Raw genomic sequence first — 25,747 nt, 5'->3', positions numbered from 1 at the left:
GGCGACTTAGCCCGGATGGACCATCATCGGGGGCCGGTTCAGGCTACGGCGCAGCCGGGTGAACGGTCGCGGGCTGTTCATCGCGAGCACGCCGACGACATTTCCGCCGCGGTGATAGGTGACGACGAATTTCCGTTCCGTCAACGCGCCGTCGACTACTTGTAACTCGTCGTGACCCTCGGCGCTGCCGGCGAACTGGATCCGCTGTCCATAGAGGTCGGACCAGAAATAGCCCGGCCTGGCGTACTGCTCGACCGTGCCGCCGGCGAGCAGATTCCGCACCGCGACGGCGGGCTGCTCGGCGGCGGCCGTCCAATGCTCGGCCCGCGCCAAGCGCCCGGTATGGGGACACCGGTACCTGGCGACGTCGCCGGCCGCGGCCACCCTGGGGTTGGCGGTCAAGCAGCCGGAGTCGCACAGCACCCCGTCGTCGACGGCGAGCCCGGAACCGGCGAGCCAGCCGGTGTTCGGCCGGGCGCCGATACCGGCCACCACCACGTCGGCGGGCAGCTCCCGGCCGTCGGTCAGCCGCACCCCGGTCAGCACCGAAGCCGTGCCCGCCGCGCTCCCGCCGGAAAGTCCCGCGACCCCGGTTCCGGTGATCAGCCGGACGCCGTGCTCGCCGTGCAGGTCCGCGCAGAGCCGGCCCATCCGCTCGCCGAGCACCCCGGCCAGCGGCACCGGCGCGGCCTCCACCACGGTCACCTCGCAGCCGAGCGTCCGGCAGGCCGAGGCCACCTCGGCGCCGATGAACCCGGCGCCGATCACCACCACCCGTGCTCCGCAGGCCAGTTCGGCGCGCAGCGCCTTGGCGTCGTCCAGCGTGCGCAGCGTGTGCACCCCGAATTCCGCCGGAAACCCAGTGCCAGCAAGGGTTCTCGGGCTCGCACCAGTCGCGACCAGCACGCCGTCGCAGTCGATCTCGGTGCCGTCGGACAGCGTGACGGCACCCGCCGCCATGTCCAGCCTGACCGCCCGCTTTCCCAGGTACCACTGGGCATTCAGCTCCAGCAGATCCGCCGCGTCACCGAGTTCGAGCTCCTCGGCGGTCATCCGGCCGAGCAGGAAGTCCTTGGACAGCGGCGGCCGGTCGTACGGCCGGTGCGGCTCCTCGCCGATCAGCACCAGCCTGCCGTCGAAGCCCTGCGCGCGCAGGGCGCGCGCCGAAGAAAGGCCGGCCAGCGAGGTGCCGACGATCGCGATCGTCTTCACGCGGTCTCCTCGAGCAGTCCGGTGTCCACATAGATGGCGCCGTCGACGACCACGACCTGATGAGTCCGCACCGGCCGCTTGGCCGGCAGGCAGGTTGGCATCCCGGTGCGCAGGTCGAACAGCGCCGCGTGCAGCGGGCATTCGACGAAGCAGCCCTCGATCCAGCCGTCCGCCAGTGACGCGTCCTGATGGCTGCAGGTGTCGTCGATGGCGAAAAAGCCTTCCTCGGTATGGAAGACCGAGACGGGCACCGGGCCCGGCAGGCGGACCGCTTCCCCCTCGGGAAGATCGACGACGTCGCAGGCTCGAATCATGACTGCCTCCGGAGTTGCGTATAGCGAGACACGGCGTGCTATACGCAACAATCCAGGTCATCTCCCTGAGCCGTCAAGGGATTCGCCCGGTCGGCCGAGCGAAACCGCGCCCAGCCGTTAGTGTTGCGTCATGCGGAACCAGGATTCGGGCGGCAACGCCGCCCCCAGCCAGGTCCAATCGGTGGATCGCGCGATCAGCGTGCTCGAGATGCTCGCCCGCAACGGCGAAGCCGGGATCACCGAGATCGCCGGTGAGCTCGGCGTGCACAAGTCAACCGCGTCCAGACTGGTCAGCGTGCTGGAGGCGCGCGGGTTGGTGGAGCAACTCGGCGAGCGCGGCAAGTACGCGATCGGCTTCGGCATCGTCCGGCTGGCCGGTGCCGCCACCGGCCGGATGGACCTGGCCAAACTCGGCAGGCCGGCCTGCCAGCAGCTGGCCGAGTCGCTCGGCGAGACGGTGAACATCGCGATCGCCGACGAGGGCGTCGCGATCAACATCAGCCAGGCCCGCGGCTCGGCCGCGATCACCACCCAGAACTGGACCGGCCAGCGCACCCCGCTGCACGCCACCTCCAGCGGCAAGATCCTGCTGGCGTACATGGACGACACCGAACGGCGGCGGCTGCTGCGCCGGAAGCTGGAGCAGTACACCCCGCGCACCACCACCGACGCCGCCGACCTCAGCACCGAGCTGGAGCGGATCGCCGAGGACGGTTACGCCGCCTGCTTCGAGGAGCTGGAGCTGGGCATGCACGCGGTCGCGGTGCCGATCCACGGCCCCGGCGGCGAGGTGGTCGCGGCGATCAGCGCCTCCGGGCCGTCCTACCGGCTGTCCAGGCAGCGGGTGCGCCAGATCCTGCGGCCGATGACCGAGGCGGCCGGCGAGCTGTCCGAGCAGCTGGGCTACGTAGCGGAGTAAGTCGCCGAGCAAACCTCGAACTACCTGCACGTAGCTATTGACACTGGGTCCCACCGTCCCGCACCTTGTTGCAGAGGACGGAACACCACTCCCCATACGCAACCCACCGCGCCGGTGGCGACAAGGTGCGGCTTGTCCACTATGGACCGGAGGTAGCAGGGATGGCCGGCAGACCCCGGGTCGTGATCATCGGTGCCGGCATCGTCGGCTGCGCGCTGGCGGACGAGCTGACCGAGCGCGGCTGGACCGACCTGGTGGTGCTGGAGCAGGGCGAGCCGTTCGGCGCCGGCGCGCCCGCCCCTGGGCTGGTGTTCCAGACCAGCGGCGCCAAGACGCTGACCGAGTTCGCGCGGTACACCGTGGCCAAGTACACCGGCCTGACCCTGGACGGGCGGTGGTGCTTCCAGCAGCTCGGCGGCCTGGAGGTGGCCACCACCCCGTCGCGCTGGGCGGAGCTGCGACGCCGGCACGGTTGGGCCGCCTCCTGGGGCGTGCGCGGCTACCTGCGCGAACCAGGCGAATGCGCCGAGCTGCACCCGTTGCTGGACTCCGGCAAGGTGCTCGGCGGGTTCCACGTGCCCAGCGACGGACTGGCCTGCCCGTCGCGGGCGGCCGAGGCGCAGGCGAGGCGGGCGATCGGGCGCGGGGCGCGGTTCCTGTCCGGGCAGCGGGTCACCGCGATCGAGCGCGCGGCCGGCCGGGTCACCGGGGTGCGGACCGGCAGTGATCACTTCCGGGCGAACGTGGTGATCTCCTGCGCCGGGACCGACGGCCCGCTGATCGGCTCGATGGTCGACCTGGCGGTGCCGCTGGTGCCGATGGCGCACCAGTACGCGACCACCAACCCGCTGTCCGTGCTGGCCGGGCAGAACGACTTCCGCACCGAGGCGAGCAAGCCGATCCTGCGCCACCCCGACGCCGGGCTGTCCTTCCGCGAGCACATCGACCGGCTCGGCATCGGGGCGCACCGGCACCGGCCGCTGCCGGTCGACCCCGGGGCGGCCGTGCCGGAGTTCAACCCGGAGGACTTCGAGCCGTCCTGGACCGCGGCGGCCGACCTGCTGCCGGCACTCGGCGACACCAAGATCGAGCACGGCGTCCACCGGCTCTCCGCCTTCACCGCCGACGGCATGCCGCTGCTCGGCGAGCATCCCGGCCTGGACGGGTTCTGGGTCGCCGAAGCGGTGCGGGTCGCGCACTCCGCCGGGGTCGCCCGCGCGATGGCCGAGTGGATGGTGGACGGGCAGCCGGCCCAAGACCTGCATTCCTGCGACCTGGCCAGGTTCGAGCAGGCACAGCTCTCGCCGGGCTACGTGCGCGCACGCGGCTCCCGGTCGTTCACCGAGGTCTACGAGATCAGGCATCCCCGCCGGCCGTCCGGGCCACCGCGGCCGTTGCGCACCAGCCCGTTCTACGAGCGCCAGGTCGAGCTGGGCGCGCACTTCCTGGAGTCCGGCGGCTGGGAACGCCCGCAGTGGTACCAGGCCAACGCCGAGCTGCCCGAAGTCGAAGGCATCCCGGAACGCAACGAATGGGCCGCGCGGCACTGGTCTCCGATCGCCGGGGCGGAGGCGCTGGTGGCCAGGCAGCGGGTGGCGATGTTCGACCTGACCCCGGCGAAACGCCTGGAGGTCACCGGGCCCGGCGCGCTGTCCTTCCTGCAGGCGCTGACCACCAACCAGCTGGACCGCGAACCCGGCTCGGTCAGCTACACCCTGCTGCTCGGCGAGCACGGCGGGATCCGCAGCGACCTGACCGTGGCCAGGTTTGGCCGGGAATGGTTCCAGGTCGGCGTGAACAGCAGCCTCGACCTGGACTGGTTCCGGCGGCACCTGCCCGGCGACGGCACCGTGCAGGTGCGCGAGACCACCGCGGGCACCTGCTGCATCGGGCTGTGGGGCCCGCAGTCGAGGCTGCTGCTCCAGCCACTGTCCACAACGGACTTCGCACACCGGGCACTCGGCTATTTCAAGGCGGTGCAGGCGTTCATCGGCGAAGTGCCGGTCACCGCACTGCGACTGTCCTCTGTGGGCGAACTCGGCTGGGAGCTCTGCACCGGCGCGGACATGGGCCGGCGGCTCTGGGACACGCTCTGGGAGGCGGGACAGCGGTTCGGCGTGATCGCGGCCGGCCGCGAGGCGTTCGACAGCATGCGGTTGGAGAAGGGCCGCCGCGTCTGGGGCGTCGACATGACCACCGAACACGATCCCTACGAGGTCGGGCTCGGCTTCGCGGTCAAGCCGGCCAAGGGTTACTTCATCGGCTGCAACGCGCTGGCCGGCAGGTCCGCCGAGACGGTCACCCGCAGGCTGACCTGCCTGACCGTGGACGACCCGCGGGCCACCCTGCTCGGCAGCGAACCGGTGTACGCCGACGGCCGCCCCGCCGGCTACGTGACCAGTGCCGCCTACGGCTACACGATCGGCCGGAACATCGCCTACGCCTGGCTGCCGGCCGCGGTGGCGGTGCCGGGACGGCCGCTGCGAATCGGGTACTTCGGGGAGCTGGTGCCGGCAGTGGTCGCCGAAGAGCCCCTGTTCGACCCCGGGATGGGCCGGATGCTCGCCTGAGCGGGCGGGCTCAGGACGGGAGCCAATCCCGGCGGTAGTCGGGATGCCCGGAGTAGGGCAGCGCCATCGCCCGCAGGATCTGCCGCATCAGCACCTTGGACTTCTGCTCCGCGCTCTCGCCGAGCAGCCAGGAAATGGCCGAGGACTCCGCTTCGAGGAACCACTCGAGGTCGTCCCCCGTGGCGGCTTCGCGGCGCTCGCGTTCGAGCGTGTCCAGAATGAGGCGTTTCGACCGGCACTCGGCGAGCACCCGTTGCGGCGTCAGCAGACCGCCGGTGACACCACGCGCGGCACGGCTTTCGTCTTCGTGGATCCGCGCGCGCAGAAAGGACACAATCGACATATCACCGAAACTACGGCCGCACCGGCCCCGCCGAGTCGGCCGAACTGATGAGATCGGATCAGCCCGGAGTCCGATGCGAGGCCAGCAGTTCTTCGGCAAGAGCATCCGTGTCGACCCCGGCGGCACCGTCGATGGTGTGCCAGCCGGACAGCCAATTCCTGGCCGCGAGCTCGTCGTAGACCCTCGCGCACCGGGCCTGCAGCCCGTCATCGGACTCGAAGAAGTCCTTGGTACGAGCGGAATCCGCCCGCGCGCGCTGTTCGGCACGGGCGGCGGCCAGCTCGGGGCTCACCCGGAGCAGCAGGTGCGCGTCCGGCACCGGCAGGCCGAACCGCTCGATCTCCAGCGCGCGCACCCATTCGACGACCTCGCCATCCGCGCCCTGGTGCAGCCTGGCCGCCTGGTACGCCGCGTTCGAGGCCACATACCGGTCGAGCAGCAGCACATCGTGACCATCCAGCGCGTTCCGGATCTCGTCCGCGGCGCCGCGCCGGTCCAGCGCGTAGAGCAGTCCCATGCCGTAGACCGAATCGCCGAGGTCGCCGTGCTGCCGATGCAGCGCCTCGTGCACCAGGTCGGCGTACACGCTGCGGCCGTAGCGCGGGAACGCCAGGGTCGCCACGGTAGCGCCCGCACTTCGCAGCGCCTTCGTCAGCCGCTCGGTGAGGGTGCGCTTGCCGGCCCCGTCCAGGCCCTCGATCACCACTAGTCGCCCCACGGGCGGTAACGATACGGAGCCCGCCGGGACGGCGGTCCCGGCGGGCTCGTTACCCGGATGCGTCAGCCGCGGGTGGTGCGGCGCAGGAAGAACGCTCCGGTGGCGATCATCAGCAGTCCGCCGACCAGCACCAGCGGCAGCCAGCCCGGCGCGGTCTGCCCGCTGCCCGGCGGCTCGTCCTCCCGCAGCACGGTGGGCGCGTAACCGCCGGCGACGCCATGGCGGTCGTACTCGGAGCCCGGCAGCTTGTCGCCGTACCGCCCGGCAACCGCACGCTGGTAGTCAGTGATGGACTGGATGGAGCCGAGCACGGCCCCGCTGCCACCGCCGTCGATCAGCGTGACCTGATCGCCAAGCTGCGCGTACCAGGCGTCGACCTGCGGCTCGTGCAGCAGCTTCGCCCCGGCCGGCAGCTTCGCCGCCAACGCGCGCTCACGGTCACCGGAGGCGATGTTGCCGACCTGCCAGCTCCCGTCCGGCGCCCGCACCGTCCACAGGGTCGCGGTCCGGCCGTCCGAGGCGCGGACCGGTACCGCCTGGTAGACGAGCTGACCGGTGGCCGCGCCGGGCACCCCGGCCACGAAGTCCCGGCCCAGCTCGTACACCGGGATGGTGGTGTCCTCCACGGTGATCGCGGGCGCGACCGCCGTCCTGGCACCGGGCGCCTGGGTGAAGAACCTGCCCAGTGCCTCGTGCAGCCCCGGGTCCGCGGTGACCTGCTTGGCCGCCGCCACGTCCTGACCGGACGGTGCGGCCGGCTCCGGGGCCGCCTGCGCGGCACCGGCCATGGCGAGCAGTCCGGTGGTGGCCAGTGCTGCGAGCACGAAGATCCGCTTCACGGATTTCACGGCCGTCACCTCGCGATTCCGGTCAGGGTGTGCGTCCAGGTGAAGCTGCCGTTGCTGGTGTAGTAGCTGTAGGTCGCCCAGTTGTAGCGGTCGCTCGACGGCCAGGGATCGCCCCAGTACACCCAGTTCTTGCTGGTGTCGTAGCCGTAGAGGACATGCATGTGGCCACCGCCGGAAGACCAGCCGATCCTGGTCTCGATGGGCTGGTCGTTGCCGGTCTGGGACTGCACGGTCGAGTAGTTCACCCGGCCGTTGAGGTAGTTGCCCGGCGAAGCGAAGCCGAGCTTGCCGAAGGCGCGCTGCGGGTCGGCCAGCGTGCCCTGGTTGTTCCGGCAGTCGCTGCCGCTCTCGTTGTGCGCGAGCTGGCAGAACTTGGTCTGGGTGACCGACGAGCCGTGGAAGGCGGCGATGGTGTTGCCGGCCGCGGCCCAGCACCACTGGTCCTTCTGCTGCGCCTGCATGCTGATGTCGGCGCGATGCGCGCCGGGGATGAGCTGGGACTCCGCACTCGCCGGAGCCTGGAAGAGCAACCACAGGGAAAGGGCCGCGGCAGCGGCCGCGCGCACTCTTGGTGAGCTCAAAGGCACGGATGGCCTCCTCAATCATTGGGCGGGGACGCTGTCCCGGTCGGCAGGGCAGGGAGTTCCACTCGACCGGGTCAGCGTGGTCACAACGGTGGGCGGATCCGTCACCCTGAGCAAGGAGGGACAAAACGCCGACGGACCGTTCCGCGGCCGTCCCGGAACGCGGAACGGTCTTTAAATCGCTGTGAACACGACTAATTGCGGGTCCGAAGGGCCGGCGAAGGTTGCTACCGTGAACGTTTCCGGGCGTTCACCCGGATATAACCACGAGTGGGTGAAGGGGCCTGGGTGGTGTTACCAGATACCAACTCGATCCAGCTCACCGAACCGGGCCGCCGCGCGCCGGCCGAACCGCTGCCGAAACACCTGAGCGAGGTGCTCCGCGGCGGCGACTTCCACCAGGCGCTGCGGCTGGCCATCGAACATCGCGGACTGTCACTGGCCAGGCTGCGCGCGCACCTGCAACACCGCGGCATCCACATCGGGCAGTCCACGCTGAGTTACTGGCAGCGCGGGATCCGGCATCCGGAGGTGCCCAAGGCGCTGCCCGCCGTCCGCGCGCTGGAGGCCGTGCTCCAGCTGCCGCCGGACACCCTGGTGGTGCTGATCGGCCCGCGCACCACCCGCGGCCGCGACCACCAGATGCCGATCTCGTTCACCGAGCTGCAGCCGGGCAACCTCGGCTCGACCACCGACCGGCTGCTCGCCGAGCTGGGCGCCTATCCGTCCACTGCCAGGTACAACGCCGACCTCGAACAGCTATCCGCGCACGACATGATCACCTTCGACGCGGAGCACCGGCAGGCCAGCATGGAGACCAGGCTGGTCACCAGGGCGCGGCGGACCGGTCCGGATCGCTACGTGATGGTCTACACCGGCGACCCGGAATGCCGGATCGAGGAGACCGAGCTGCGGGCCGGGGAGGGCTGCCGGCTCGGCCGGATGCGACGGCACGCCGGGGAGGAGACCCTGGTCGTCGAGCTGCTGTTCGACCGCAAGCTCGCCCAGGGCGACGTGCACGTGTTCAGCTTCGAGGTGCGGGACGGCACCGGCAGCGCCTCACCCGGCTACTACCGGGTGCTGCGCGACCAGTGCGCCAACTACCTGTTGCAGCTCTTCTTCGCGGAGGGGTCGTTGCCGGTGCGGTGCGTCCGCCAGTTCCGCACCAGGGGCGACGCGCTGCCGGTGGAGTCCGAGGAGCTGCTCTGTAGCACCGGCGGCGTCTGCAGCGGCTGGTTCCAACAGTGCGGCCCCGGCCTCGCCGGCATGGCCGTGGAATGGCAATGAGTCGAGGTCGTGAGTGAAAAGTGTTGCCGCAGCAACACTTTTCACTCACGACCCACGGGAAGGGTCAGTAGCGGTAGTGGTCCGCCTTGAACGGGCCTTCGACGTCGACGTCGATGTACTCGGCCTGCTCCTTGGTCAGCTTGGTCAGCTCACCGCCGAGCGCGTCGAGGTGGATCTTCGCGACCTTCTCGTCCAGCTTCTTGGGCAGCCGGAACACCTCGTTGTCGTACTCCTCGTGCTTGGTGAACAGCTCGATCTGCGCGATCACCTGGTTGGAGAAGCTGTTCGACATCACGAAGGACGGGTGCCCGGTCGCGTTGCCGAGGTTGAGCAGCCTGCCCTCGGACAGCACCAGGATGGTCCGCCCGCCGGGGAAGATCCACTCGTCCACCTGCGGCTTGATGTTGACCCGCTGGATGCCGGGGTAACGGGCAAGGCCGGCCATGTCCAGCTCGTTGTCGAAGTGGCCGATGTTGCCCAGGATCGCCTGGTGCTTCATCTTGGCCATGTGCTCGACGGTCACCACGTCCTTGTTGCCGGTGGTGGTGATCACGATGTCGGCCTCGGCCAACGCGTTGTCCAGCGTCTTGACCTGGTAGCCGTCCATCGCGGCCTGCAACGCGCAGATCGGGTCGATCTCGGTGACGATCACCCGCGCGCCCTGGCCGCGCAGCGACTCCGCGGCGCCCTTGCCGACGTCCCCATAACCGCAGATGACCGCGACCTTGCCGCCGATCAGCACGTCGGTGCCGCGGTTGATGCCGTCCACCAGCGAGTGCCGGATCCCGTAGCGGTTGTCGAACTTGCTCTTGGTGACCGCGTCGTTCACGTTGATCGCCGGGAACAGCAGCTCACCGGCCGCCGCGAGCTGGTACAGCCGGAGCACACCGGTGGTGGTCTCCTCGGTGACCCCGTGGATGCCCTCACCGATCCTGGTCCACTTGCCGCCGTCCGCCGCGACCGAGCTCTTGAGCAGGCCGAGGAAGACCTTCCACTCGTCCGGATCGTTCTCCTCGGGGTCCGGCACGACCCCGGCCTTCTCGTAGGTGGTTCCCTTGTGCACCAACATGGTCGCGTCGCCGCCGTCGTCGAGGATCATGTTCGGGCCCTCGCCGGCCCAGGTGAGCATCCGCTCGGTGCACCACCAGTACTCCTCGAGGGACTCGCCCTTCCACGCGAAGACCGGCACGCCCTTGGGCTCTTCGGTGGTGCCGTGCGGGCCGACCACCACCGCGGCGGCCGCGTGGTCCTGGGTGGAGAAGATGTTGCAGGAGGCCCATCGCACCTCCGCGCCCAGCGCCACCAGCGTCTCGATCAGCACCGCCGTCTGCACGGTCATGTGCAGCGAGCCGGCCACCCGTGCCCCACGCAGCGGGTACACCTCGGCGTACTCGCGGCGCAACGCCATCAGACCGGGCATCTCGTGCTCGGCGAGACGGATCTCCTTGCGGCCGAACTCCGCCGCTTCCAGATCCGCCACGGCGAACTCGATGCCGTTGCGGGTGTCGTGCCGCTTGGCAACGCTTTCGGGGGTCATAGGGCATTTCCTCCAAGGCTCGTCGTCACCTGAACAGTACCGTCGTGGGTTCACTCCGCGAATACCATCAATTTGCGGTAAGTCAGTTCCTCGAGTTCTAAGGTGACACGTACATGCCTCTCCCCGGACCGGACACCCGCGTCGTCGAGCTGCGGGTACCCGGCCTGATCGGCACCAGCGGCGAGTCGCTGCTGGACTCGATGAGCACGGTGGAAGTCGCAGGTGACGGCCTCGGCCGGGTGGTGCGCCCGTCCGACCGGCTGCGCCGCCCGGCGCCAGGTCCGGTGCTGCCCGCGCTCGGCCGCTCGATCCCGCGCACGCTGGAGGGCTACCTGTGGAGCGGGATGACCTCCGGCGGTGCCGCGAAGGCGACCTGGGCGCTGCTGTTCCCTTTCTCACTCGCCAACGTGGCGCACTGGATGCTGCCGCCGGTGCCCGAAGGCAGCCGGGTGGGCCGGGTGCTGAACTCGGCCTGCCGGAGCCTGCTGCGGCTGGCGTCGCTGCTGCTCACCATGCTGCTGGTGACCCAGGTGGCGGTGATCAGCCTGGACCTGTTCGCCGGCCAATGCCTGGCGCCGGGCTCGTCCTGCCTGAAGCTGGTGCCCGACGGGCTGCGGGAGGTAGCCGCGGTCCGCACCATCGCCGGGATGCTGCCGCTGCTGGCGCTGATCTACATCCTGCACCGGATCTCTTCCGCGGACTGGACGACGAACGGCGACCAGCCCGCGCCGAAAAACGACGTGCTGCCCGGCGACACCCTGCGCGCCAGCAGCGACATCCCGGTGCTGCGCTGCCTGCACAGCGTGGCCGCGCTGGCGTCGGTCGCGCTGCTGCCGCTCGGCGGGCCGTTCCGGCTGCCCGCCGCGGCGATCGACGTGGTGGCCTGGGCCTGCGCGCTCGCCCTGCTGGCGGGCTCGCTGGTGCTGGCCGCCTTCACCCATGAGCCGTTCCGCGCGCGCAGCCTCGGCCCGTGGGGGCGCCGGATCGTGGTCTGGATCGCGCTGCTGCTGTTGGCGCTGGTCTCGGTGCGGCACACCCCGCTGCCGGACACGCTTTCCGGTGTCGGGCTGATCGACGCCGGCCCGCCGAGCGGGGTGGACGGCACGGTGGAGGGCATCGGCATCGCGCTGATCGGGATCTGCCTGCTGTTCGCCCTGCTGCTGATCCCGGCCGCGCTGCTGACCAGGCACTCCTGGCGACGGCTGCCGAAACGGCTCCGGCCGTGGCTGGGCGGCTGGGGCGCCGCGCCCGCACTCGCGCTGGCCGGGTTGCTCGGCGGTGGTTTCGGCGCCGGGACCGCGGTCGCGCTGCGCCAGCTGCTCGGCGCGGACGACCTGCGGCTGCCGGACAGCTACCAGCTGATCACCATCCTGTGGGGCGCGGGGCTGGTGCTGGCCATGCTGCTCGGGCTGGTCGGGTTCGCCGTCGCGGTGCCGCTGCGCCGGCGCATCCGCGGCATCCCGGAGGTGGTCCGGCTGCTGCAGGACTCGCCCGATGACCAGAAGGAAGCCGCCGCGGCATGGGCCCGCTCGGCATGGGAACGCCGGCATCTGCACCACATCGCGCTCGCCGTCGGGCTGGCCATGTCCGCCGGGGTGGCGATCCTGCTGGCCGTCCGGTTCGTCTTCGGCAAGCTGCCGGACTGGCTCGACCCGCTGTCCGGGGTGGGCGTCGTTGCGCTGGGCGCAATGGCGGCCGGTCTGCTGCGGGTGATCTACACCGCGGCGAAGACACCGAACCGGAGCCGTCACCTCGGTGCGCTGGCCGACCTGGTGTGCTTCTGGCCGCGCGCGGCGCATCCGTCCGCGCCGCCCTGTTACGCGCTGAAGGTGGTGCCCGAGCTGGCCGCGCGGGCCAAGGAGCACCTCGCCGAGCCGGGCAACCGGGTGGTGCTCGCCGGCTACAACCTCGGCGGGCTGCTCGCCGTGGTGGCCGCTTCGCGACTGGCGCGCAGCCTGCCACCGGACCAGCTCGAGCGGACCGGCCTTGTCACCGCCGGCTCGCCGCTGCAGTGGGGCTACCAGCGCGCGTTCCCGGCGGTGCTGCCGCTGGACGGGCTGGCCGAGCTGTACGGCGTGCTGGACGGCCGGTGGCGCGGGCTGGCCAGGGGCACCGACATCTTCGGCGGCGGCGTCACCACCTGGCGGCACCAGGTGGCGGACGGGAAGCTGCTCGGCGTCGGCTACCTGCCCGACGGCGGGATCGGACCGCTGCCGGCGGCCGAGGTGTCCGAGACCGGCGCGCTGGTGCTCGGCGGCGACCACTGGCTGCCGGACCCGATGCGCAACTCACCGGGCACCCGCCGCTGGGCGGCCGGCGTGCTCCGGCACGCGGACTACGTGGTCGACCCGGAATGGGACCACGCGCTGGCCATGGCCGCCGGCCTGGAACGCCCCGGCAGCCCGTCGGCGATCTTCGGCGAGCAGGTCCCCCTCTTCGGAGACCTGCCCACCTTCACCCGCGACTGACCGGCAAATAGCCGGCTTTTCGCCCTTATGGCTTGGCGCCGTCCCGCTGCTTGCCGAGCAGGGAATGGCGGCGGCTGTACACGAAGTAGACGAGCACGCCGAGCACCATCCAGCCGATGAACCGCAGCCAGGTGAGCACGGTCAAGTTCAGCATCAGCCAGGCGCAGGCGGCGATCGCGAGGATCGGCACCAGCGGCACCAGCGGCACCCGGAACCCGCGCTTGAGGTCCGGCCGGCTCTTGCGCAGCACCATCACCCCGGCGGAGACCAGGATGAACGCGAACAACGTGCCGACGTTGACCATTTCCTCGAGCTTGTCCGCCTCGAAGAAGGTGGCCGCGATCGCGACCACGACACCGACCAGGATGTTCACCCGCACCGGGGTGCCCCGCTTGCCGGTCTTGGCCAGCTTGCGCGGCAGCAGGCCGTCCCTTGACATCGCGAACAGCACCCGCTGCTGGCCGAGCATCAGCACCATAACCACGGTGGTCAGGCCGGCCAGCGCGCCGATCGAGATGATGTTGGCGGCCCAGTCCACCCCGTTCGCGGCGAACGCGGTCGCGATGGTCTTGCGGCCGGCGGGTTCCGCGTCGGTGGCGAGCTGGGTGTACGGCAGCATCCCGGAGACCACCAGCGAGACCGCCACGTAGAGCACGGTGACGATGCCCAGCGAGGCGAGGATGCCCCGCGGCACGTCGCGCTGCGGGTTCTTGGTCTCCTCCGCGGTGGTGGCGACGATGTCGAACCCGATGAACGCGAAGAACACCAGCGAAGCGCCGGCGAGCAGGCCGAAGGCGCCGTAGACGCTGCCGGAGCCACCGGTGAGCGCGGACAGCAGCGACTGTTCGACGCCGGCGCCGCCGGCGTCGGCCTCGGCGGCCGGCGGGATGAACGGCGTGTAGTTGTCCGGGTTGATGTAGGCGATGCCCAGGATGACCACGAACAGCACGATGACCACCTTGATCACGGTGATCACCAGGCCGAACCGCGACGAGAGCTTCGTGCCGAGGGTCAGGATGGTGGCCAGCACGGCCACCAGGAGCAGCGAGCCCCAGTCGACCGTGAAACCGGCGATCTCGAAGCTGGTGGTGACGTTCTCCCCGAACACGTACCGGAGCACGGTCTGGAGGTAGACCGACCAGCCCTTGGCCACGGCGGCCGCGGCCACCGAGAACTCCAGGATCAGGTCCCAGCCGATGATCCAGGCCAGGAACTCGCCGAAGGTCGCATACGAGAACGTGTACGCGCTGCCCGCGACCGGCACCGTGGAGGCGAACTCGGCGTAGCAGAGCGCGGAAAGCGCACAGGCGACACCGGCGAAGACGAAGGCCAGCGACACCGAAGGACCTGCCACGTCACCCGCGGTTTTCGCGGTGAGCGTGAAGATTCCGGCGCCGATCATCACCGCGACGCCGAAGACCGTCAGGTCCCAGGCGCTGAGGTTCCGCCGTAGCTTGGTATCCGGCTCGTCAGTGTCCGCAATGGACTGCTCGATGGACTTTGTTCGCCACAAACCCGTTCCGGGCAACGTTGACCTCCTGGGTGACCTGGATCGCAGGATCGGTCCCGTCACCCTAATGGGCGGCGCCTGCCACAGCACGGCGGGCCCAGTGCACAGCGGAACCGCTCAGCCGACGGTGCTGCGGTCGAGATCCGGCTCCAGGTAGATGAGCCGCGCGTTGGGCACTTTCGCCCGCACCCTGGCCTCGGCGTCATCGATGGCCTGCGCGACGTCGGCCAGTTCGAGACCGGGCGTCAGCGCGAGCTTCGCGGCGACCAGCAGCTCCTCCGGGCCGAGGTACTGGGTGCGGATGTGGATCACCCGGTTCACCTTGCCCGCGGCGAGCTCGCGCACGATCGTCTGCAGCTCGGTGTCGGTGGCGCCCTCGCCGATCAGCAGGCTCTTCATCTCCACGATCAGGATGACCGCGATGACGCCGAGCAGCACGCCGATCATGATGGTGCCGACCCCGTCCCAGACCGGGTCGCCGGTGATCACCGACAGCCCGACCCCGATCAGCGCGAACACCAGGCCGAACAGCGCACCGGCGTCCTCGAGCAGCACCACCGGGAGCTCCGGGGTGCGGGACTGGCGGATGAAACCCCACCAGCTGACGTCGCCCTTGATCTTCTTGGACTCGGTGATCGCGGTGTAGAAGCTGTAGGTCTCCAGCAGGATCGCGACCACCAGGATGATCACCGCGACGATCGGGCTGCTCAGCTCCTCGGGATGCTGGACCTTGTGGATCCCCTCGTACAGCGCGAAAGCGGAGCCGAGGGTGAACAGCATCAACGCGACGATGAACGAGTAGAAGTACCGGTCACGGCCGAAACCGAACGGATGCTCCTTGGTGGCCTTGCGCTGGGAGGTCTTCTGCCCGAGCAGCAGCAGGCCCTGGTTCGAGGTGTCGGCCAGCGAGTGCACCGACTCCGCCAGCATCGAGGACGAGCCGGTGACCAGGAAGCCGGCGAACTTGGCCACCGCGATACCGGCGTTCGCCCCTAGTGCGGCCAGAATGGCTTTCGTCCCGCCACTTGCTGACACCCTGGGGCCCCCGTCCGGTCGGCGAATTGTCGGTTTGCAGCCTAGAGGGACCCGCCCCCACCTTCACACCGGCACCTGCAATGCAGCGAAGGCCACCTTGCTTGCGCTGGATGCAGCGAAGGTGGCCTTCGCTGCATCCGGGAGGCATCCGGGAAAGCGTCAGTCCAGGCAGGTGCCGGGGGTGGCGAGGAAGAGCTGGATGCGGCCGGGGTCGGCGGGGCGGAGCCGGACCGCCGGGTCGGTGGCCGCCAGCCACATCGACTGGCCCCTGGTCAGCCGGATCTCGCTGCCGTCATCGGCACGGACGTTCAGCGCGCCGGCCGTGCAGAGCAGGATCTGCGGCCCGGTGCCGTCCACCGCCACCTCGTCGCGGACAGTGTCGTCCCATTCGATCCTGGACAGCTCGAACTCCGGGGCGTCCGTCCGGTACACCGCGCCGTGCATCCCGGCCTCGCCGCTGAGCACCGGCATCTCACCGCAACCGAAGTCGACCACGCGCAGCAGCTCTGGCACGTCCACGTGCTTCGGGGTCAGCCCGCAGCGCAGGATGTTGTCCGAATTCGCCAGAATCTCCACCGCGGTGCCGTGCAGGTACAGGTGCAGGTTCCCGGCTGGCAGGTAGATCGCCTCGCCGGCGTGCAGGGTCAGCCGGTTCAGCAGCAGCGCGGCCAGCACCCCGGCGTCCCGCGGATGCGACTCGCCGAGCTCCAGGATGGTGCGGCATTCGGCGTCGAACTCGCCATGCGCCTTGACGTGCAGCACGCAGGAGTCCAGCACCTCGGGCAGCAGGTCGTCGAGCGCCGCCTGCGGCAGCGTGATCCAGGTGGTGAACAGCGCCCGCAGGCCGTCCGGGTCCGGCTGCGCGGCGAGCAGCTCGGTGTACTTGGCAAGGCCGGGGGTCTCGATCTCGCGGAGCAGCGCGACGGTCCGCCCCGGAGCGCGGAACCCGGCCAGCGCGTGGAACTCGGTGAGCGCGCAGACCAGCTCCGGCTTCGCGGTCGGGTCCGGGTAGTTCCGGTTCGGCGCGTCCCGCGGGATACCGGCCTTCTCTTCCCTCGCGTGCCCTTCGGCCGCCTGTTCCGCGGAGGGATGCGCCTGCATGGACAGCGGCTCCTCGGCCGCCAAGATCTTCAGCAGGAACGGCAGCCTGCCGCCCCAGCGCTCCGCACAGCTGACGCCGAGCTGGCCGACCGGATCGGCTTCCACGAGCTCCAGCAGGCTGCGCTCGGTCCCGTCCTTGGCGACCAGCCGGGACGGGTCACCGGGGTGCGCGCCCATCCACAGCTCGGCCTCCGGATGTGGGGCCGGCACGGGGCGTCCCAGCAGCTCGGGGATGGTCGTCCTGGATCCCCACGCGTAGGGCCGCACGGCGTTGCGCAGCAGCTCCACTCTTAACTCAACTCCTCGCCATGACCGGGCTCCCGGCCGAATCCGCAACCGGTCCTACCTGCCCGCGGACAGGTACTGACCGGTACCCCCCATGCTGCCAGCCGCCAGCCCGAGGTAGACGGCGGCCAGTTCGAACCGCAGCGCCAGCACCCCCGCCCGTACCGCCTCATCCGGGGTGACCTCGCCGATCTCGTCCGCGAGCGCGATCGGATCGCCGCCGGGCAGCCGCTCTGCGGCCTCGAACCTGGCGGCGTCCGCGGCCGGGCCGGTGCGCACGGACAGCAGCAGCGCCCGCATCCGCACATCGCCACCGGCTTCGTCCGGATCGGCGAAAATGTCCCGCGCGCCGCTGCTCAGCACCGCCGCGCGGTGCAGCGCGGGCTTGGCGAGCGCCTGCCGGTAGTCCGAGACATCGCAGACCGTCGCCGCGTGCGCACCGAACGCGTATGCCGCGTGCGCGGCCACCGCCGTCGCCACCGGGTCCAGCCCCCACAGCAGCGGGATGTGCTCGGCCACCCGCAACGCGAGCGCCTTGGCCGGGTTGGCGAAGGAGTCACGGGTGAGGTGGTCGCGCTCGGCCTCGGCGTCCAGCTGGTCGGCCAGTGCCGCCACGTCCGCGGTCAGCACGCCGAGCGCGCCCGCGGTCAGCAGTCCGGCCGCCAGCCCGCGGGGGAACGCCAGCTCGGGCGGCACCGGCACCCGCGGCGGCAGCAGCAGGCCCTTGCCCGCCACCGAAGCCGCCACCGGGCCTTCCGCGGGACCGGACAGCACGACGGTGGCGCCGTACCGGCTCGCGCGCTCGAGCGACGCGGCCAGCTCGCGGTCGCCGGGGTCGTCGGTATGCGCGAAGACCACGTCCAGCGCGCCGATCCAACCGGGCACCGCCTCGGCGATGACCACCGGCACCGGGCAGCCCGGCGCGAGCAGCGCGGCCAGCAGCCCTGCCACCGCCTGGCTCACCCCCGGCCGGACCAGCAGCACCAGCGAACGCGGCCGCCCGAGGTCCAGCCGGTCGCTCAGCCCCAGCTCGGTGGCCGTTTCGATGGTGGCCCGCACCTGGGCGCCCGCCATCGCGACCGCGCGCAGCAGCCCCGCCGCATCGGCGTCGGCCAGCCGTGCGGGATCGTCGAGCAGGCTGTCGTCAAGCACCATCTGCACTGGTGCCATCCGATTCCGTAGATTCCACCGGCCCGCCGGTCGCCTCGTCCAGCAGGAGCACCGGGATACCGTCCCGGACCGGGAACGTCCGGCCGCAGGAGGTGCAGGTCAGCGCGTCCGCCTCCGGGTCGCTCGCCGAACCGGCGCGCAGCGGCGCGTGGTCGGGCGAGGGGCAGGCGAGGATTTCCAGCAGCTGCGCATCAAGGGTGACGGCCATGCTTACTCCATACCAGGTAGGCGCGACAATCAGCCACGGACGATCGCGAGTACTTCGTCGGTCAGCGCGCGTACCGCGGTGTCGTCGGCGGCCTCCACGTTCAACCGGAGCAGCGGCTCGGTGTTCGACGCACGCAGGTTGAACCAGCTGCCGTCGTCGAGCTGCACGGTCAGCCCGTCCAGCTCGTCGACGGTCACCCCCGGCCTTGATGAGAACGCGTCCTTCACCGCGAGCTGCCGCGCGACCTGGTCGTCCACCGTGGAGTTGATCTCCCCGGAGGCCGAGTAGCGCTGGTAGGCGGCGGTCAGCTCGGACAGCGGCCCGTCCTGCTCGCCGAGCGCGGCCAGCACGTGCAGCGCGGCCAGCATGCCGGTGTCCGCACGCCAGAAGTCGCGGAAGTAGTAGTGCGCGGAATGCTCACCGCCGAAGATCGCGCCGGTGGTGGCCATCTCCTGCTTGATGAACGAGTGCCCGACCCTGGTCCGCACCGGCTTGCCGCCGTGCTCGGCGACGATCTCCGGCACCGCGTGCGAGGTGATCAGGTTGTGGATCACCGTGCCGCCCGGCTCCTTGGCCAGCTCGCGCACCGCGACCAGCGCGGTGATCGCGCTCGGCGAGACCGGCTCGCCGCGCTCGTCCACCACGAAGCAGCGGTCCGCGTCCCCGTCGAAAGCCAGTCCGGCGTCCGCGCCGACCTCGCGCACCTTCGCCTGCAGGTCGACGATGTTCGCCGGGTCCAGCGGGTTGGCCTCGTGGTTCGGGAAGCTGCCGTCCAGCTCGAAGTACAGCGGCACGATCTCGATCGGCGTGCCGGGGATGCCGTCGAACACGGTCGGCACGGTGTGCCCGCCCATCCCGTTGCCGGCGTCCACCACGATCTTCAGCCGACGGCCGCCGGAGAGGTCGACCAGCCCGCGCAGATGGGCCGCGTAGCCGTCCAGCACGTCCCGCTCGGTGACCGTGCCCGGCTGCCCCTCGAACGCGGGCACGCCCTCCTGCACGGTGTCGCGGATCTCGGTCAGCCCGGAGTCCTGGCCGACCGGCGAGGCGCCCGCGCGGCAGAGCTTGATCCCGTTGTAGCGCGCCGGGTTGTGGCTGGCGGTGAACATCGCGCCGGGCATGTTGAGCGAGCCGGAGGCGAAGTAGAGCTGGTCGGTGCTGGCCAGTCCGATGGAGACCACGTCCAGGCCCTGGGAGGTGACCCCCTCGGCGAAGGCAGCGGCCAGGCCGGGCGAGGAGTCGCGCATGTCGTGGCCGATCACCACGGACGGCGAGTCGGGCTTGATGAGCAGGGCGAAGGCGGCACCGAAGTCCCGGACCAGCTCGGCGTCCAGCTGCTCGCCGACCACCCCGCGAATGTCATAGGCCTTCACGATGCCCGAAAGGTCTGACACGCCCTCTCCCCGATCAGTTCGACAGTAGGATCCCCGAGGCCTGCTCAGTGCACAGACTCTCGTCGAGCCGCGCCCATCAGGCGCGTCGGAAAGCCTACCGGCGAGGGTCGATGGCGGATGTACGCACGCCCGTTACCGCTTGACGGGGTCCGGCAGCACGCGGAGATGCCCACGTCGGCCGGACGGGCCCTCCGGCTCAGGCGGCGGTGCCGGCCGATCGGGACGGCCCGCTTCGCGCACCGCCTCGGCCAACGCCGTCAGCTCGTCGTTCGACGGGTCCGGCGCGGCGAACTCGCCCTCGTGCCGGACGACCTCCCAGCCCTTGGGCGCGGTGAGCCGGATCGCGTGCTCTTCGCAGAGGTCGTAGGAGTGCGGCTCGGACGCCGTCGCGAGCGGGCCGACTACTGCCGTCGAATCGCTGTAGGCGTAGGTCAGCGTGGCGACAGCGGGTTCCAGGCACCCGGTCCGCGAACACTTCCGTACGCTCGACACAGTGGTGGACGATAGCGCGTCCGCTCGCCGGGGTCGCGAAGGCGCACCGGCGACGCGGACTTTGCTCTCTTCGGGCGTGGCCGGCCGCCCCGGTGGACCGCGTACCCTTCCGTTCGTGGCGATGGCTCGTAGTTCCCGACAACGTCGGCGCATGCGCCGGGATCGGCACGGCCGTGGCCTGCGCGGACCGCTGTACCCGGCGTCCCTGCCGGCCGCGGCGAGCCGCGCGGAGCGGTTCGACGCGCTGGTGCTGGACGCGCTGGAGCCGATCGAGGCGCGCTGGCGCGACCAGCTGACCAAGCTCGACGTGGCCGTGGACGACGTGCCCGAGGTGCGCAAGGGCACCCGCGCGATCCAGGCCGAAGGGGTGCTCCAGGACGGCGCGGTGCCGCTGTCCAGGCTGGTCCCGGCCGGGGTGGACAGGGCTGGGCTGCCGACCAGGGCCAGGATCGTGCTCTACCGCCGTCCGCTCGAAGCGCGCGCGAAGGACCCCGGCGAGCTCGCCGAGCTGGTGCACGACGTGCTCGTCGAGCAGGTCGCCGGCTACCTCGGCGTCGAGCCCGACATCATCGAAGGCGACTGAAACCCCCAGCTCAGACGTCGTGAGTGAAAAGTGTTGCCAGGGCAACCGTTTTCACTCACGAGCGCTGACGTGCGGGAACGCGGCGGCCGGGGATGGCGGTGAGCAGGGTGAACAGCACCGCGGCGACCTGGCCGAGCAGCAGCACGTTGCGCAGCGCGGACGGATGCTCCACGAGCACCTCCGCCTGCCTGGTCGGCACCACCACCGCGACCTGATGGCCCCAGGCGGGCACGATCGGCTGGCGCTGCCCGTTGACCGTGGCCTGCCAGCCCGCCTCCTGCTCGGCGGAGAGCACCAGCAGCCGCCCGGCCGGGCCGTCGGACACCCGGACCCGCACGTCCGGCAGCCCGGACGGCACCGGGGTCACGCCGGTGAACTCGTCCGGCGCCTGCCCGGTGACCGCCTGCCTTGCCAGCTCCGGCGGGATCAGCACCACCTGCCCGCCCGGCGGCACCAGCCGCAGCACCTGCCTGCCCTCCTCGGTGGGCGGCGCGTCGCCGGCCACCGCCGGCACGGCCTGCGCCAGCGGCCGCTCGACCCCTGGCGGCATGACCACGAACAGCACCCCGGAGGCCGCCGCCGCGGACAGTGTCTGCCGGGCCGCGTCCGGGGCACCCTCGGTGAGGTCCCGCTGCCAGCCGGCCAGCCGGTCCGGGGTGCCGGCGGCCAGCGGCAGCTGCTCGTCACCGAACCGGGGCAGCCTGCCACCGGTCTGCCGCGGCGGCTCGCCACCGGAACCGAGTACCAGCACGGAACGCCCGGTGTTCGCCAGCTCCGCGGTCAGCGAGGAGGCCAGCTGGTCGCCGTCGCCGGGCCGCAAGGGTCCTTCCCGCCCGGCCACCACCCCGCCGACGGCCAGCACCAGCAGCACCGCGACGCCACCGGCCGCACCCAGCCTCGGCAGCCAGGACGGTGCCCGCACGCCGTCGCGCAGGCAGGTCGCCAGCACCACCCACAGCAGCCCGGCGCCGATCACCAGCATCGGCACGCCGGTGAAGCCACCGGAAGCCGGGCCGCCCTGCAGCGGGGGCACCGCGACCAGCCGCACCAGCACCAGCCCGCCGACGCCGAGCACGACCACGCCGAGCCCGGCCGCCACCTGCCTTGTCGGCCGGAAGACCAGCGCCACCAGCGCCGCGGCCACCAGCGCGATCCCGATCGGCAGGCCGCCGGCGCCACCGGGGTCGAGGCCGAACAGCTCGCTGCCGGTCGCCGGGGCACCGGGGCCGCTGAGCCCGTGCAGCAGCAGCCCGGGGTTGTTCAGCAGCACGGTCGGCCACGGCAGCAGCAGGGCCAGCGGCAGCAGCACGATGATGCCGACCGACGCGATCCGGCGAGCCAGCCCGCCGGGTGCCGGCAGCGCCACGAAACCGGCCACCAGGCCGAGCAGTGCCAGCGCGTGCGCCAAGGGCGAGAAGGCGCCGAGCACCGCCACCCCGAGCGCGCACAGCACCGAGACGTGCAGCCAGCGGCCGTCGGTCCGGACCAGGATGCCGGCGATCCCGGCCAGCACGGCGGGCAGCAGGATGTGCGCCACCACCACGTCCAGCCGGCCCTGCGCGACGGACGCCGTGGCGGCCGGCAGCAGGGCGTAGGCCGCGGCCGCCCCGGCACGCACCCAGCGATGCACGCGAAGCTTGCGTGTGGCCGCGTACGCGGTGAGCGCGGCCAGCGGCAGATCTCCGATCAGCAGCACGGCGACCAGCGCGGCGGGACCGCCGATGGGCGCGAACAACGCGCCGAGCACACCGAGTACCGGCAACGCGGCCGACGCGGAGCTGGCCGTGCCTCCGCCGATCGGATGCCATGGCGCCAGGTAGACCTGCCACAGCTCGCCGAGCCCGCCGACCGGCAACAGCCGGCCACCGGTCAGCTCGAGGCCCAGCCTGCCGCCGTTGAGTACCAGGCCGAGCACGGTCAGCAGGACGAACAGCACCACCGGCGGGGCGAACAGCGTGGCGGACAGGATCCGCCGCCGGTTCACCTCGACGAACACCAGCTCGCCGTCGCCCTCGCGGTGCCCCGGTGACGGCTTAGCGCCGGTTTCCTCCGCTTCCACCGTGTCCGAGTCGTCCACCACGTCGGCGCCATCAACACCGTGGGCCGCGTCCGGCAGCGCCACCGCGACCACCCCGCCGGGCCGCCGCAGCCCGGCACCGCGGGTACCGGAGGCGCGCAGCGCACCGGCCGGCAGCGCGTCCGGACCGACCGGTCGGGGCGCGGACTCGGTGTGGCGCATGGCCTCCGGCGGGATCCAGGCCGACTCGTCGGCGGCCGCCGCTGGCAACCTGCCGAGCGCGGCCTCACTGGCCACCCGGCGCCGGACCAGGGTCAGCACACCGGCCCTGGTCGCGTTGCGCAGCCGGGTAAACCTGCTGGTGAACAGCCCGCGGACCACTCCGGGCCGCAGGCCGAGCGCGCGCCGACGGGCGCGCGCCTCGCGCAGCCCGCCCGCGCCACTGGTCAGATAGCGCACCGCCGCGAACTCGGCTGCCGCCTGCGTGCCGCGCCGCAGCAGGGCGAAACCGAGGCCGCGCAGCACGCAGAGCACGACCAGCCGGCACAGGCCGAACCAGAACGAGAACGCCGAGCAGTTCGCCAGGAACACCCGCAGTCCGCTGGTCCGCTCGGTGGCGGCCACCGAGCCGCTGGTGGCCCCGACCGCACGGCGGCCGGTGGTCAGCGCACGGGCGTGCCGGAGCCGCGCCCTCGGCACGCAGAGCACCAGCCTGCCCACCGCGTTCGCCCGCCAGCCGAAGTCGATGTCCTCGCCCAGCAAGGGAAAACCGCGGTCGAAACCGTCCAGCGAGGTCCACAGGCTGCGCTGGATCAGCGCACCGGCGCTGGGCACCGCGAGCACCTCGGTGCTCTGCTGCGGGTTGTCGGGTTCCCAGTCCCCGAGAGCACCGCCCGCCGGCGACGCCGACTGCCGATGCCCGGACGCGTCCAGGGAAAGACCGGCCTCCACGATCAGCCGCGGGTCGGTCCAGTTCACCGCGAGCGGCCCGAGCACCCCGGCCGACGGCGCCGCCTCCACGGCCCGCAGCAGGATGTCCAGGCAGTCGGGTTCCGGCGCGCAGTCGTCGTGCAGCAGCCAGACCCACGCGCCGGGGTCGCCCCAGCGTTCGACCGCCTGTGCCACCGCATCGTCCACCGCGTCCGCGAAGCCGGTACCGGCCGGCAAGGTGAGCACCCCGTCCAGCACCGGTTGCTCCCCTTGACCACCGACCGCGTGCAGCGGGTCCGCCGCTTCGGCGAGCAACTGCGCGGTGCGGTCGGTGGAACCGGTGTCCACCGCGAGAATGTGCCTCGGCCTGATCGTGCTGCGGCGCAAGGCGGACAACGCGAGCGGGAGCCAGTCCGCCCCGTTGTGGCAGACCAGCACGGCCAGGACGGGAGCGGTGCGCGACGACGGCGCTGCGGGCGTGCGCGGCAACAAGCTCTCCAGTGCTACAGAACTTTCAGGCGGTCAAAGTAGCTGCACCTTAACCACGCGGCCGCCGCACCGAACGGGGAACCCTGCCCGCTCCCGAAGCGTGGACTCGCCATTTCACACGGACCTGACAAAAGCCGTGCGGCACTTATGCTTACGCCGCACTGAACTCGCTCGAATGCGGGCAAGGCGGCGCCGGCTTTCGCCGGCCGCCCCGCGGCAACGCTCAGACCGCGCGCTTTTTCAGCTTGCGGCGCTCACGTTCGGAAAGCCCGCCCCAAATACCGAAGCGCTCGTCGTGCGCCAGCGCGTACTCGAGGCACTCGTCCTTGACCTCGCAGCCGAGGCAGATCCGTTTGGCCTCCCGGGTGGAGCCGCCCTTCTCCGGGAAGAAGGCCTCCGGATCCGTTTGCGCGCACAGCGCGCGCTCCTGCCATTCCTGTTCTTCGGCGGGGTCGTCGAAGAGATCGGTGAGTTCACCCAGCTGTTGCTGCTCCGAGTTCTCTCGCCAGTCCACGACCTGCCCCCATTCCTTTCCTTCGACGTCCAACCGCACGTCCGCCTCCTCGCTTCCACGCACTCCCCAGGCTGGCGGTATTGATCAACGTCGAGGCGAAATCGTTGCCCCGACGCGTAAAACGCCCTCCGCGGACGATGCAAGTTGCACTCCCGCACCGCTGCCGTCTCAGGCCGGCACACCGTTACGGGTGAGGCGAAAGTGGTACCTTCGCGCCGTTCCCGTCACGGCGGATGCCGCTCCCCGCTCCCCTTGCCTAGCGGTGAATGACATCAATGTGATTACACCCGTGTAATGCGGCCAGGTCAAGCCGAGTACCGAGTTTGGGGGATACTTCCGCCCCGGCGCGCAAGGGGACACGCCGTGCGGCGGCAAGCCTGTCCGCTTCGCCGGGTCCGTGCCGCTTGCCGGGCACCAGGCGGGCACTGGAAGACTGGAGGCGTGCAGAGATCAGCAGTGCGCCCGAGCCCGGTCTTCTTTGGACTACTCGCCGCCACCGCGGCAGGCGGTGCGCTGGCCGCCTTCGGCGATCCGGCGAGCTTGCTCACCTCTAGCAAGGATCCCTTGCTGGTGGGCGGAATCTTCCTGCTCGTGCTGGCGGGGTGGGCCACCTCGCTGACCCTGCACGAGTTCGGTCACGCGATCGTCGCCTTCCGTGGCGGCGACCACGAGGTGGCCATCAAGGGATATCTGACGATGGACATCCGGAAGTACACCGATCCGGTGTTCTCCATCGTGCTGCCGCTGCTGATCCTGGCGATCGGCGGCATCCCGCTGCCCGGCGGCGCGGTGTGGATCAACAACTGGGCGCTGCGCTCACGCCGGGTCTCCACCTGGGTGTCGCTGGCCGGTCCGCTGAGCAACCTCGGCCTCGGCATCCTGCTGACCCTCGCGATCAGCCTGATCCCGATGCCGGTCGGTCTCGCGATCGGCCTGTCCTACCTGGCCCTGCTGCAGATACTGGCGTTCATCCTGAACATCCTGCCGGTGCCGGGGCTGGACGGGTACGGCGCGATCGAGCCGTACCTCTCCCCGCAGGCGCGTGAACTCGGCGCGAAGGCGCGGCCGTGGGCGCCGCTGGCGCTGTTCGCCGTGCTGTTCGTGGTGACCCCGGTGCAAAACGTGTTCTTCGAGGTTTCCTACGGCGCCTTCGAGCTCATCGGCGGCGAGCAGTTGCTGGCCTCGTTCGGCGCCAGCGCCTTCCAGTTCTGGCGCTAGG

At 71.0% G+C, this 25,747-nt stretch carries 22 protein-coding genes; 6 read left to right on the top strand and 16 right to left on the bottom strand.

Translation table 11 applies throughout. The features are described from left to right. Positions 1 to 6: 6 nt before the first annotated feature. Both AMYNI_RS0123535 and AMYNI_RS0123530 read right to left on the bottom strand, forming a co-directional pair. Entirely contained in the window at positions 7 to 1,212 is a 1,206-nt protein-coding gene (locus AMYNI_RS0123535; protein WP_020670514.1) for an NAD(P)/FAD-dependent oxidoreductase, read from the bottom strand. After that, complete coding sequence (locus AMYNI_RS0123530) at positions 1,209 to 1,526, bottom strand: bifunctional 3-phenylpropionate/cinnamic acid dioxygenase ferredoxin subunit (RefSeq protein WP_020670513.1); 318 nt, start codon at positions 1,524 to 1,526, stop codon at positions 1,209 to 1,211. The genes AMYNI_RS0123535 and AMYNI_RS0123530 overlap by 4 nt, the downstream gene beginning before the upstream one ends. Positions 1,527 to 1,656: 130 nt before the next feature. On the opposite strand from AMYNI_RS0123530, the gene AMYNI_RS0123525 reads away from it, so the two are divergent. Then, on the top strand, positions 1,657 to 2,445 hold the full coding sequence (locus AMYNI_RS0123525) for an IclR family transcriptional regulator (protein ID WP_020670512.1): 789 nt from the start codon (positions 1,657 to 1,659) through the stop codon (positions 2,443 to 2,445). A gap of 161 nt (positions 2,446 to 2,606) precedes the next feature. Beyond that, entirely contained in the window at positions 2,607 to 5,015 is a 2,409-nt protein-coding gene (locus AMYNI_RS0123520; protein ID WP_020670511.1) for an FAD-dependent oxidoreductase, read from the top strand. 10 nt (positions 5,016 to 5,025) lie between these two features. Here the strand turns inward: AMYNI_RS0123520 and AMYNI_RS45220 are convergent, their stop codons facing one another. The 4 genes from AMYNI_RS45220 to AMYNI_RS0123500 form a co-directional block, all read right to left on the bottom strand. Then, positions 5,026 to 5,358, bottom strand: coding sequence for a DUF6221 family protein (locus AMYNI_RS45220; protein WP_020670510.1), 333 nt, complete (start codon positions 5,356 to 5,358; stop codon positions 5,026 to 5,028). Positions 5,359 to 5,416: 58 nt separating this feature from the next. Next, positions 5,417 to 6,076 carry a dTMP kinase gene (locus AMYNI_RS0123510; protein ID WP_026360838.1) on the bottom strand — a complete coding sequence of 220 codons (660 nt, stop codon included), beginning with the start codon at positions 6,074 to 6,076 and terminating at the stop codon, positions 5,417 to 5,419. A 62-nt stretch (positions 6,077 to 6,138) separates the two neighbouring features. Continuing rightward, a complete protein-coding gene (locus AMYNI_RS0123505; protein WP_026360837.1) occupies positions 6,139 to 6,924 on the bottom strand; it encodes a hypothetical protein in 786 nt (261 codons plus the stop codon). A gap of 5 nt (positions 6,925 to 6,929) precedes the next feature. Continuing rightward, on the bottom strand, positions 6,930 to 7,511 hold the full coding sequence (locus AMYNI_RS0123500; protein WP_026360836.1) for a papain-like cysteine protease family protein: 582 nt from the start codon (positions 7,509 to 7,511) through the stop codon (positions 6,930 to 6,932). A 288-nt stretch (positions 7,512 to 7,799) separates the two neighbouring features. On the opposite strand from AMYNI_RS0123500, the gene AMYNI_RS0123495 reads away from it, so the two are divergent. Next, the gene (locus AMYNI_RS0123495) at positions 7,800 to 8,795 is read left to right on the top strand and encodes a helix-turn-helix domain-containing protein (RefSeq protein ID WP_157358043.1); all 996 of its coding nucleotides are present in this window, start codon (positions 7,800 to 7,802) and stop codon (positions 8,793 to 8,795) included. A gap of 64 nt (positions 8,796 to 8,859) precedes the next feature. Here AMYNI_RS0123495 and ahcY read toward each other — a convergent pair whose 3' ends face one another. After that, positions 8,860 to 10,332 (bottom strand): adenosylhomocysteinase, encoded by a 1,473-nt coding sequence (gene ahcY / locus AMYNI_RS0123490; RefSeq protein ID WP_020670505.1) that lies wholly within the window; start codon positions 10,330 to 10,332, stop codon positions 8,860 to 8,862. Positions 10,333 to 10,445: 113 nt separating this feature from the next. Here ahcY and AMYNI_RS0123485 point away from each other — a divergent pair, with 113 nt between their 5' ends. Next, positions 10,446 to 12,800: a hypothetical protein gene (locus AMYNI_RS0123485; RefSeq protein ID WP_020670504.1), complete on the top strand. Its 2,355-nt coding sequence runs from the start codon at positions 10,446 to 10,448 to the stop codon at positions 12,798 to 12,800. Positions 12,801 to 12,825: 25 nt separating this feature from the next. On the opposite strand, the gene AMYNI_RS0123480 is transcribed toward AMYNI_RS0123485, so the two are convergent. From AMYNI_RS0123480 to AMYNI_RS0123450, 7 genes are all read right to left on the bottom strand, one after another. Beyond that, positions 12,826 to 14,328, bottom strand: a complete 1,503-nt coding sequence (locus AMYNI_RS0123480) for an amino acid permease (RefSeq protein WP_026360835.1) — start codon at positions 14,326 to 14,328, stop codon at positions 12,826 to 12,828. 99 nt (positions 14,329 to 14,427) lie between these two features. Continuing rightward, complete coding sequence (locus AMYNI_RS0123475) at positions 14,428 to 15,345, bottom strand: cation diffusion facilitator family transporter (protein ID WP_026360834.1); 918 nt, start codon at positions 15,343 to 15,345, stop codon at positions 14,428 to 14,430. Between the two features lie 159 nt (positions 15,346 to 15,504). Next, positions 15,505 to 16,734 carry a mannose-6-phosphate isomerase, class I gene (manA, locus tag AMYNI_RS0123470; RefSeq protein ID WP_020670501.1) on the bottom strand — a complete coding sequence of 410 codons (1,230 nt, stop codon included), beginning with the start codon at positions 16,732 to 16,734 and terminating at the stop codon, positions 15,505 to 15,507. Between the two features lie 54 nt (positions 16,735 to 16,788). After that, complete coding sequence (locus AMYNI_RS0123465) at positions 16,789 to 17,901, bottom strand: hypothetical protein (protein WP_211225505.1); 1,113 nt, start codon at positions 17,899 to 17,901, stop codon at positions 16,789 to 16,791. Further along, the gene (locus AMYNI_RS0123460) at positions 17,876 to 18,109 is read right to left on the bottom strand and encodes a Trm112 family protein (protein ID WP_020670499.1); all 234 of its coding nucleotides are present in this window, start codon (positions 18,107 to 18,109) and stop codon (positions 17,876 to 17,878) included. Before AMYNI_RS0123460 ends, AMYNI_RS0123465 begins: the two co-directional genes overlap by 26 nt. A 29-nt stretch (positions 18,110 to 18,138) precedes the next feature. Further along, positions 18,139 to 19,503, bottom strand: a complete 1,365-nt coding sequence (locus AMYNI_RS0123455; protein ID WP_020670498.1) for a phosphomannomutase/phosphoglucomutase — start codon at positions 19,501 to 19,503, stop codon at positions 18,139 to 18,141. 132 nt (positions 19,504 to 19,635) lie between these two features. Further along, positions 19,636 to 19,995: a DUF3499 domain-containing protein gene (locus AMYNI_RS0123450; protein ID WP_020670497.1), complete on the bottom strand. Its 360-nt coding sequence runs from the start codon at positions 19,993 to 19,995 to the stop codon at positions 19,636 to 19,638. A 121-nt stretch (positions 19,996 to 20,116) separates the two neighbouring features. Between AMYNI_RS0123450 and AMYNI_RS0123445 the strand changes: the two genes are divergently transcribed. Next, on the top strand, positions 20,117 to 20,578 hold the full coding sequence (locus AMYNI_RS0123445; RefSeq protein ID WP_026360832.1) for a metallopeptidase family protein: 462 nt from the start codon (positions 20,117 to 20,119) through the stop codon (positions 20,576 to 20,578). Positions 20,579 to 20,633: 55 nt separating this feature from the next. Here AMYNI_RS0123445 and AMYNI_RS0123440 read toward each other — a convergent pair whose 3' ends face one another. Both AMYNI_RS0123440 and AMYNI_RS0123435 read right to left on the bottom strand, forming a co-directional pair. Further along, a complete protein-coding gene (locus AMYNI_RS0123440) occupies positions 20,634 to 24,014 on the bottom strand; it encodes a glycosyltransferase family 2 protein (protein ID WP_026360831.1) in 3,381 nt (1,126 codons plus the stop codon). Between the two features lie 223 nt (positions 24,015 to 24,237). Then, the gene (locus AMYNI_RS0123435) at positions 24,238 to 24,495 is read right to left on the bottom strand and encodes a WhiB family transcriptional regulator (protein ID WP_211225627.1); all 258 of its coding nucleotides are present in this window, start codon (positions 24,493 to 24,495) and stop codon (positions 24,238 to 24,240) included. Between the two features lie 489 nt (positions 24,496 to 24,984). Here AMYNI_RS0123435 and AMYNI_RS0123430 point away from each other — a divergent pair, with 489 nt between their 5' ends. Continuing rightward, positions 24,985 to 25,746 (top strand): site-2 protease family protein, encoded by a 762-nt coding sequence (locus AMYNI_RS0123430; RefSeq protein WP_020670493.1) that lies wholly within the window; start codon positions 24,985 to 24,987, stop codon positions 25,744 to 25,746. The last annotated feature ends 1 nt before the right edge of the window (position 25,747 follow it).

Source organism: Amycolatopsis nigrescens CSC17Ta-90 (assembly GCF_000384315.1).
Classification (GTDB): Bacteria; Actinomycetota; Actinomycetes; order Mycobacteriales; family Pseudonocardiaceae; genus Amycolatopsis; species Amycolatopsis nigrescens.
Note: the sequence above shows the minus strand (reverse complement) of the source record. Positions and strands in the feature narration are given on the sequence as shown.

Excerpts from the sequence above, each read along its gene's own strand:
- AMYNI_RS0123530 (WP_020670513.1), bottom strand. The coding sequence starts at position 1,526 with ATGATTCGAGCCTGCGACGTCGTCGATCTTCCCGAGGGGGAAGCGGTC.
- AMYNI_RS0123525 (WP_020670512.1), top strand. The coding sequence starts at position 1,657 with ATGCGGAACCAGGATTCGGGCGGCAACGCCGCCCCCAGCCAGGTCCAA.
- AMYNI_RS0123520 (WP_020670511.1), top strand. The coding sequence starts at position 2,607 with ATGGCCGGCAGACCCCGGGTCGTGATCATCGGTGCCGGCATCGTCGGC.
- AMYNI_RS45220 (WP_020670510.1), bottom strand. The coding sequence starts at position 5,358 with ATGTCGATTGTGTCCTTTCTGCGCGCGCGGATCCACGAAGACGAAAGC.
- ahcY (WP_020670505.1), bottom strand. The coding sequence starts at position 10,332 with ATGACCCCCGAAAGCGTTGCCAAGCGGCACGACACCCGCAACGGCATC.
- AMYNI_RS0123485 (WP_020670504.1), top strand. The coding sequence starts at position 10,446 with ATGCCTCTCCCCGGACCGGACACCCGCGTCGTCGAGCTGCGGGTACCC.
- AMYNI_RS0123465 (WP_211225505.1), bottom strand. The coding sequence starts at position 17,901 with ATGGCACCAGTGCAGATGGTGCTTGACGACAGCCTGCTCGACGATCCC.
- AMYNI_RS0123460 (WP_020670499.1), bottom strand. The coding sequence starts at position 18,109 with ATGGCCGTCACCCTTGATGCGCAGCTGCTGGAAATCCTCGCCTGCCCC.
- AMYNI_RS0123445 (WP_026360832.1), top strand. The coding sequence starts at position 20,117 with ATGGCTCGTAGTTCCCGACAACGTCGGCGCATGCGCCGGGATCGGCAC.